General features: G+C 59.6%; 8 protein-coding genes. 3 read left to right on the forward strand and 5 right to left on the reverse strand.

The genetic code is table 11. The features are described 5' to 3' along the window. The first annotated feature begins 83 nt into the window (after window positions 1-83). Window positions 84-347, forward strand: a complete 264-nt coding sequence (locus ACWR1S_RS16330) for a DUF4404 family protein (protein WP_454564230.1) — start codon at window positions 84-86, stop codon at window positions 345-347. A 172-nt stretch (window positions 348-519) separates the two neighbouring features. Here the strand turns inward: ACWR1S_RS16330 and queF are convergent, their stop codons facing one another. Both queF and copI read right to left on the reverse strand, forming a co-directional pair. Continuing rightward, entirely contained in the window at window positions 520-1,350 is an 831-nt protein-coding gene (gene queF, locus ACWR1S_RS16335) for an NADPH-dependent 7-cyano-7-deazaguanine reductase QueF (RefSeq protein WP_077573824.1), read from the reverse strand. Window positions 1,351-1,411: 61 nt separating this feature from the next. Next, on the reverse strand, window positions 1,412-1,945 hold the full coding sequence (gene copI, locus ACWR1S_RS16340; RefSeq protein WP_454564231.1) for a copper-resistant cuproprotein CopI: 534 nt from the start codon (window positions 1,943-1,945) through the stop codon (window positions 1,412-1,414). Window positions 1,946-2,110: 165 nt separating this feature from the next. Between copI and ACWR1S_RS16345 the strand changes: the two genes are divergently transcribed. After that, complete coding sequence (locus ACWR1S_RS16345) at window positions 2,111-2,791, forward strand: heavy metal response regulator transcription factor (protein ID WP_454564232.1); 681 nt, start codon at window positions 2,111-2,113, stop codon at window positions 2,789-2,791. Next, on the forward strand, window positions 2,791-4,137 hold the full coding sequence (locus ACWR1S_RS16350) for a heavy metal sensor histidine kinase (RefSeq protein ID WP_454564233.1): 1,347 nt from the start codon (window positions 2,791-2,793) through the stop codon (window positions 4,135-4,137). Before ACWR1S_RS16345 ends, ACWR1S_RS16350 begins: the two co-directional genes overlap by 1 nt. Before the next feature lie 119 nt (window positions 4,138-4,256). Here ACWR1S_RS16350 and ACWR1S_RS16355 read toward each other — a convergent pair whose 3' ends face one another. From ACWR1S_RS16355 to ACWR1S_RS16365, 3 genes are all read right to left on the reverse strand, one after another. Next, the gene (locus ACWR1S_RS16355) at window positions 4,257-5,501 is read right to left on the reverse strand and encodes a lipoprotein-releasing ABC transporter permease subunit (RefSeq protein WP_102902248.1); all 1,245 of its coding nucleotides are present in this window, start codon (window positions 5,499-5,501) and stop codon (window positions 4,257-4,259) included. Window positions 5,502-5,564: 63 nt separating this feature from the next. Next, window positions 5,565-6,263 carry a lipoprotein-releasing ABC transporter ATP-binding protein LolD gene (lolD, locus tag ACWR1S_RS16360; RefSeq protein ID WP_454564234.1) on the reverse strand — a complete coding sequence of 233 codons (699 nt, stop codon included), beginning with the start codon at window positions 6,261-6,263 and terminating at the stop codon, window positions 5,565-5,567. Further along, window positions 6,256-7,506, reverse strand: coding sequence for a lipoprotein-releasing ABC transporter permease subunit (locus ACWR1S_RS16365; RefSeq protein WP_150730818.1), 1,251 nt, complete (start codon window positions 7,504-7,506; stop codon window positions 6,256-6,258). The genes lolD and ACWR1S_RS16365 overlap by 8 nt, the downstream gene beginning before the upstream one ends. Window positions 7,507-7,599: the final 93 nt, after the last annotated feature.

Raw genomic sequence — 7,599 nt, forward strand, 5'->3', positions numbered from 1 at the left:
GTGGATTAATCTAAAGGTCAGCCATAGACCTTTGGCGCGCGGCTGCGGTCAATGCCAGTGCCTATTGATAAAAGGAAAACACCATGCCCGCCCAAGAACTGCAAAAACAGCTCGATACCCTGCGCGAGCAGCTGGAGCAGAATCCGCCACTGTCGGAAGCTGAACGGGAAGATTTGCACGCGCTGATGAAGCAGATTGAATCGGAAATCAAACTTGAAACTGCCACGCAAGACGCCAGCATCGCTGATGGCGTCAATCTGGCGGTTGATCGTTTCGAACTCGAACACCCGGCTATTGCCGGCACCTTGCGCAATATCGTCAACGCGCTGGGCAGCATGGGGATCTGATCCCCCCCGAAACGCAAAAAGCCCTGCCATCACTGGCAGGGCTTTTTCATTTCCAGATTGGCAATGCAATCCCCTGTAGGAGTGAGCCTGCTCGCGATACCGGTGTGTCAGTTAACATCATCGTCAACTGAGACACCGGTATCGCGAGCAGGCTCACTCCTACAGTTGATCTTTATTGACGCACGAGGCGGTGATTCGGCAGCTGTACGCTTTCGGTGCTGCGATACGGATTGATATCCAGACCACCACGACGCACGTAACGTGCAAACACCGTGAGCTTCTCGGGTTTCAACAAGCGCTGCAGGTCAAGGAAAATCCGCTCCACACACTGCTCATGGAAGTCCGAGTGCTGACGGAAGCTGACGATGTATTCGAGCAGACTCGCATGATCCAGCGCCGAGCCACGATATTCCACCACCACTGTGCCCCAGTCTGGCTGGCTGGTCACCGGGCAGTTGGATTTGAGCAGATGGCTATACACCGTCTCTTCAACAATCCGCGATTCATCGCAACGCAGCAGTTCCGGGCGCGGATGCTCATAGTTGCTGACACTGATATCCAGATCGTCGATGCACACGCCCGGCAACGCCACAACGCCTTCTGCTTCAACGTCCTTCAGACTGCGAACCCGCACACCCACCGGTTTGCCTGCGGCGGCCGACAAATCCTTGACCAGCGTCGCTTCCAACGTGGCGATATCGGCAAACGCCGTCTGGTTCAGCGAGTTCAAATACAGTTTGAACGACTTCGATTCGATGATATTCGGCGAATCCGCCGGAATGCTGAATTCGCCGATCGCCACCACCGGCTTGCCCGACGGCAGCAGCCACGACAGCTCGAAGCAATTCCAGAAATCCACACCTTTATACGGCAGGGTGTCGGCGGTCAGGCCCAGCTCGGCCCATTTCGCGGTGCGCGGAATCGGGAACAGCAGGGACGGCGTATAGGTGGCGATGTATTCGCTGGATTTGCCCAGCGGCGAGTGTTCGGCTGCGGGATGCATGGCGGAAACCTGACTGAAGAATCAGCGGATTCTACCAGCCTTTGCCCGCGCCTTTGAGTGCTTACTGACTGACAGTCAGTTTGCCGACCATGCCCGCCTGATAATGCCCGGGAATATTGCAGGCAAACTCAAGGCTCGTCGCCTTGCTGAAGGTCCAGGTCAGCTCGGCAGTCTTACCCGGCTCGACCAGCACACTGTTCGGGTCGTCATGCTTCATGCCGTGGCCCATCGCTGCGTGATCCATGCCGGCCATATCGTGGGACATTTCCTTCATGCCGGTAGGCGTGAGCATGCCGCTTTGTTGCATCTGCAACATTTCCTGCTGGTGTCTGGCATGCATCGCTGCGTCGCCGAGATTGAATTCGTGCAACAACTGGCCTTTATTCACCAGCACAAAACGAACCGTCTCACCGGCCTTGACCTGAATCGCCTTGGGGTCGAACGACATGTCGTTCAGCACCACTTCAATGCTGCGCGTGGCTTTGGCGGCAGGCGCTGGCTGGCCGAAGTCGTAGGTGTGCGCGGGTGTCGCCCATACCGGCGAACTCAGCGCCAGCAGACAGGCGGCCAATGTCACGGATTTACGCAAAAACATGGTCGTACTCCAACAAGATAAGGTTCAGCCTGTGGGAAACTTTAGCCGCCCTGCGCTGGCATCTACCTGACAGGCAGATTACAACTTTGTCAGGTTGGCGTTTGTCGCCTGCGCTCACGGTATAAAGCTTTCGTTTTTACACCCCCGAACACACCCGAGTCGCCCATGAAACTGTTGATCGTCGAAGACCAAGCGAAAACCGGCCAATACCTGCGCCAGGGCCTGACCGAGGCCGGGTTCAATACGGAACTGGTGGCCGACGGCAACAGCGGTCAGCAACTGGCGCTGAGCGGTGACTACGCGCTGCTGATCCTCGACGTGATGCTACCGGGCCGCAACGGCTGGCAGATTTTGCACGCAGTGCGCAGCGCCGGGCTGGATACGCCGGTACTTTTTCTGACGGCCAAAGACGCGGTGGAGGACAGGGTTCACGGCCTCGAACTCGGCGCCGACGACTACCTCGTCAAACCGTTCGCTTTCTCCGAACTACTGGCGCGGGTGCGCAGCCTGTTGCGTCGTGGCAGCGCCACGCCACAGGAAACCAGCCTGCAACTGGCCGACCTGCGTCTGGACCTGATTCGCCGCCGGGTCGAGCGCAGTGGCCAGCGCATCGACCTGACCGCCAAGGAGTTCGCGCTGTTGGAAATGCTCCTGCGTCGCCAAGGTGAAGTGCTGCCGAAATCGCTGATCGCCTCACAGGTCTGGGACATGAATTTCGACAGCGACACCAATGTCATCGAAGTGGCGATCCGCCGTTTGCGTCTGAAAATCGATGACGAATTCCCCAACAAACTGATCCACACCGTGCGCGGCATGGGTTACGTGCTCGAAGAGCGTGGCGCCTGATGCGTCGGTTGTCCCTGAGTTCGCGCCTGGCCTTGTTGTTTGCTGCGTGCACCGCCGTGGTTTCACTGTTCGCCGGCGTGCTGTTCAACCGTGCCAGCGAGGCGCACTTCATCGAACTTGACCAGCAACAACTGGACGGCAAGTTGATCGGCCTGCGCCGCGCCCTGCAAGATCTTCAACCCGCTCAACGTGAAGCACGGCTGGCGGATGAGCTGAGCCGCCAGGCCGATCTGTCGCTGCGCATCACTGGCGGCGACGGCCAACGCTGGTACGACAGTTCGACGCAGATTCCCCAGGATTTGCCGCAACAACCTGGCCTGTCGACGACCAGCAATGACGGCACCGATTACCGTGTGCTTAACGCCCCGCTCTACCCGGACAAAACCGATTCGCCGCAATTGACCTTGCTGCTGGACATCACCCATCACCAACACTTCCTGCAACGTATGCAGCACCTGATCTGGCTGACGGTCGGCCTCTCGGCGCTGGCCACCGCTTTGCTCGGTGCCTGGGCGGCACGCAGCGGCTTGCGTCCGTTGCGCCGCATGAGCGCGGTCGCCCGTGGGATTTCCGCACAATCGCTCCACGCCCGACTGCCGGAGGCGCAAATGCCGCCAGAGCTTGCGGAAATGGCCCACAGCTTCAACGCCATGCTCGCACGCCTCGACGACTCGTTTCAGCGGCTCTCGGCGTTTTCCGCCGACATTGCCCATGAGCTGCGCACACCGCTGTCGAACCTGCTGACCCACACTCAGGTCACCCTCACCCGCCCCCGACCGATCGAGGATTACCGCGAAGCGCTGCACAGCAACCTCGAAGAACTGCAATGGATGGCGCAACTGGTCAACGACATGTTGTACCTGGCCAAGGCAGATCACGGTTTGCTGATGCCCAAGCGTGAACCGCTGGAACTGGCGGATGAGGCCGATGTGTTGCTGGAGTTTTTTGCGCCGCTGGCCGAGGACGCCGGGATCAAACTAAGTCGTGAGGGCAACGCGCGGATCGAGGGTGATCGCAGCATGTTGCGCCGGGCCCTGTCGAATCTGCTGGATAACGCGCTGCGCTTTACCCCGACTGAGGGCTATGTGAGCGTGCGGATCGTTGATCAAACGAACGCCGTTGGCATTTCAGTCGAGAACAGTGGCGAGGGGATTTCAGCTGAGATGCTGCCACGTTTGTTCGACCGGTTTTATCGGGCGGATCCGGCGCGTCAGGAAGGCAGCAGTGAGCACGCGGGGTTGGGGTTGGCGATTACTCAGTCGATCATCCGCGCCCATGGTGGGCAGATTCGTTGCGAATCCGAAGCGGGATGGACGCGGTTTGTGATTGAGCTGCCTCGAACCTGATCGTTCCCACGCTCTGCGTGGGAATGCTGCCCGGGACGCTCCGCGTCCCTTCCAGAGCCGAACGCGGAGCGTCCGTTGAGGCATTCCCACGCAGAGCGTGGGAACGAGCATGGAGTCGTTTACGAATATCTCAGGGCGTGAGCCGGTTCGATCTTCGCCGCCCGCCACGCCGGATACACCGTCGCCAAAAAGCTCAGAATAAACCCCGCCGAGCAAATCAACAGCACATCCCCGCCCTGCAATTCCGACGGCAGATTGCTGACGAAATACACATCAGAACTGAAGATGTGCTGCCCGCTGACTCGCTCGATCCAGCCCACGATTTGACTGACATTCAGCGCGGCGATCACACCCAACACGCCGCCAATGATCGTGCCGACAATGCCGATCACCGTGCCCTGCACCATGAAGATCGCCATGATCTGCCGGGGCGTGGCGCCGATGGTACGGAGGATCGCGATATCCGCGCCCTTGTCGTTCACCACCATGATCAGGGTCGCGATGATGTTGAACGCCGCCACCGCGACGATCATCAGCAACAGCAGACCGATCATGGTTTTTTCCATTTTCATCGCGCTGAACAGGCTGCCCTGGGTGTGCGTCCAGTCGTCAGCCTTGAACTCGGCGCCCAAACCGGCGGCGATGTCCGAGGAGACTTTCGGTGCCGCGTACAGATCTTTCACCGCCAGACGCACGCTCTGCACCTGATTCGGTTCCCAATGCTGCATGGTCGCGGCGTCAGCGACGTGGATCAGGCCCATCGAGCCGTCCAGCTCGGCACCCACCTTGAACACACCCACCACGTTCAGTCGCTGCATGCGCGGCGTGATGCCACCCGGTGCGGTGCTCACTTCCGGGACGATCAGGGTGATCTTGTCGCCGACATTGAGGCGGAAACGCCGCGCGGTGATTTCACCAATCACCACACCGAACTCGCCCGGTTTCAACGCGTCGAGTCGCCCCTGCACGATGTGCTGGGCAACAATTGACACCTTGCCTTCCTGCGCCGGATCGACGCCGCTGATCTGGATCGGCTGCATCAACCCTTTATAGGAGAGCATGCCTTCCATTTCGGTGAACGGCACGGCGGCAGTCACTTCAGGATTCTTCATTGCGGCGGCAGCAACCGGCTGCCAGTCATCAATCGGCTTAACGCCAACGATGGTCGCGTGCGGCACCATGCCGAGGATGCGCGAGCTCATTTCGCGCTGGAAGCCGTTCATCACCGACAACACCACGATCATCGCCAGCACGCCAAGGGCGAGACCGATCATCGAGGTCATCGAAATGAACGAAACAAAGCGATTGCGGCGCTTGGCGCGGGTATAGCGCGTGCCGATAAAGATCGATAACGGTCTGAACATTCGCTGGGGCACCGTATAAAAATAAAAGACCCGACGTCTTTACAGACGCCGGGTTTCAGCCAATCAGATGGGCGTGAGGCGACCTTCTTGCAGGTGCAGTACGCGATCCATCTGGCGAGCCAGGTTCATGTCGTGGGTCACCACCAGAAACGCAGTGCGCATCGAAGTGCTGAGTTCCAGCATCAAATCCTGAATGCCCTGGGCGGTGTGGGAGTCGAGGTTGCCCGTCGGCTCGTCGAGCATCACCAGGCCCGGCTTGTTCACCAGGGCGCGCGCGATGGCCACACGTTGACGCTCACCACCGGACAGCTCAGACGGTTTGTGCTCCAGACGATGGCCGAGGCCGACGCGCTCCAACAATGCCGTAGCGCGCTGACGCGCTTCCGGGATCGGCGTCTTGCCGATCAGCAGCGGCATGCAGACGTTTTCCAGCGCGGTGAATTCCGGCAGCAAGTGGTGGAACTGGTAGACGAAACCGAGCGCACGGTTACGCAGCAGGCCCCGCTTCTTCTCGCTCAGTGCCGACAGCTCTTCGCCGTCGAGCCAGACGCTGCCCTTGGTTGGCGTATCCAGACCACCAAGCAGGTTGAGCAAGGTACTTTTGCCCGAACCCGAGGTGCCGACGATCGCCACACGCTCGCCCGGGCGCAACTCCAGTTGCAGGCCGGCCAGCACTTCTACCGATTCCGGGCCTTCCTCGTAGGATTTGCCCAGGTTACGGCAGCTCAAGATTGCTTGTTCACTCATGCCCGACTCACTCATAACGTAGCGCCTCCGCCGGCTGGGTGCGCGCGGCACGCCAGGCGGGATACAGGGTGGCGAGGAAACTCAGAACCAACGCCGCCGCACAGACCATGACGACATCCTGGCTCTGCACCTGCGACGGAAGATAATCAATGAAATACACATCAGCATTAAGGAATTTGTGGCCGATCAGGCCTTCCAGTGCCGAGATCGCGGCGCTGACGTTGAGCGCGGCGAGAATCCCGAGCACCGCACCAATCGCCGTGCCGACCACACCGATCACCGTGCCTTGCACCATGAACGTGCGCATGATCGTGCCCGGCGTCGCGCCCAACGTACGCAGAATGGCGATGTCGCCCTTCTTGTCGTTGACCACCATCACCAGCGTGGAAATGATGTTGAACGCAGCGACGGCGACGATCAGCAACAACAGCAGGCCGATCATGGCTTTTTCCATGCGGATCGCCTGATACAGATTGCCGTGGGTGCGCGTCCAGTCGCGGGCGTAGTAATGGTCTTCGCCAAGCTGCTGGGCGATGTTCCATGCTACGCGTGGCGCCTGGAACAAATCGTCGAACTTCAGGCGGATGCCCTGCACCTGATCCGGTTTCCAGCGGTGCATCTTCGCCAGATCCTGCAGGTTGGTGACGCCCAGATAGCCGTCGAGCTCACCGGCGCCGACATGGAAAATGCCGACCACGGTGAAGCGCTTCATGCGCGGGAACATCCCGGCCGGGGTCACGCTGACCTCCGGCGCAACAAAGGTGACCTTGTCACCGATGCCCACGCCCAGCTTGGTCGCGGCCTTGTCGCCGATGACGATGCCGAAGCTGCCCGGCGTCAAATCGTCGAGTTTGCCCTGCTTCATGAAGTTGTCGATGATCGACACATTGCGCTCGAGCGCAGGGTCAATGGCATTGAGCAACACCTTGGACACCTGACCGTTATTGGTCAGCAGACCCTGCATCTGGGTGAACGGCGCAACCGCCGTCACCTGCGGGTTCTGCTTGACCTTGGTCGCCAGGCTTTGCCAATCGTTGATCGGCTCAGTGGATTCAATGGTCGCGTGGGGCACCATGCCCAGCACGCGGGTGCGCATCTCATGATCGAAGCCATTCATCACCGACAGCACGACGATCATCACGACCACGCCAAGGGCGAGCCCGATCATCGAAGTCAGGGAAATGAATGACACAAAATGATTGCGACGCTTTGCACGGGTATAACGCGTGCCGATAAATACGAAGAGAGGTCTGAACATGTCGGGGCTTGTTCGGAGGGAAAAGGAACGTCCTTGTGGCGGCGGGAGGTTAACAAGCTTTCATTTCGAGCAACCCCGCCCCCCTAGCGGGGC

The organism is Pseudomonas sp. AIG, from assembly GCF_977020205.1.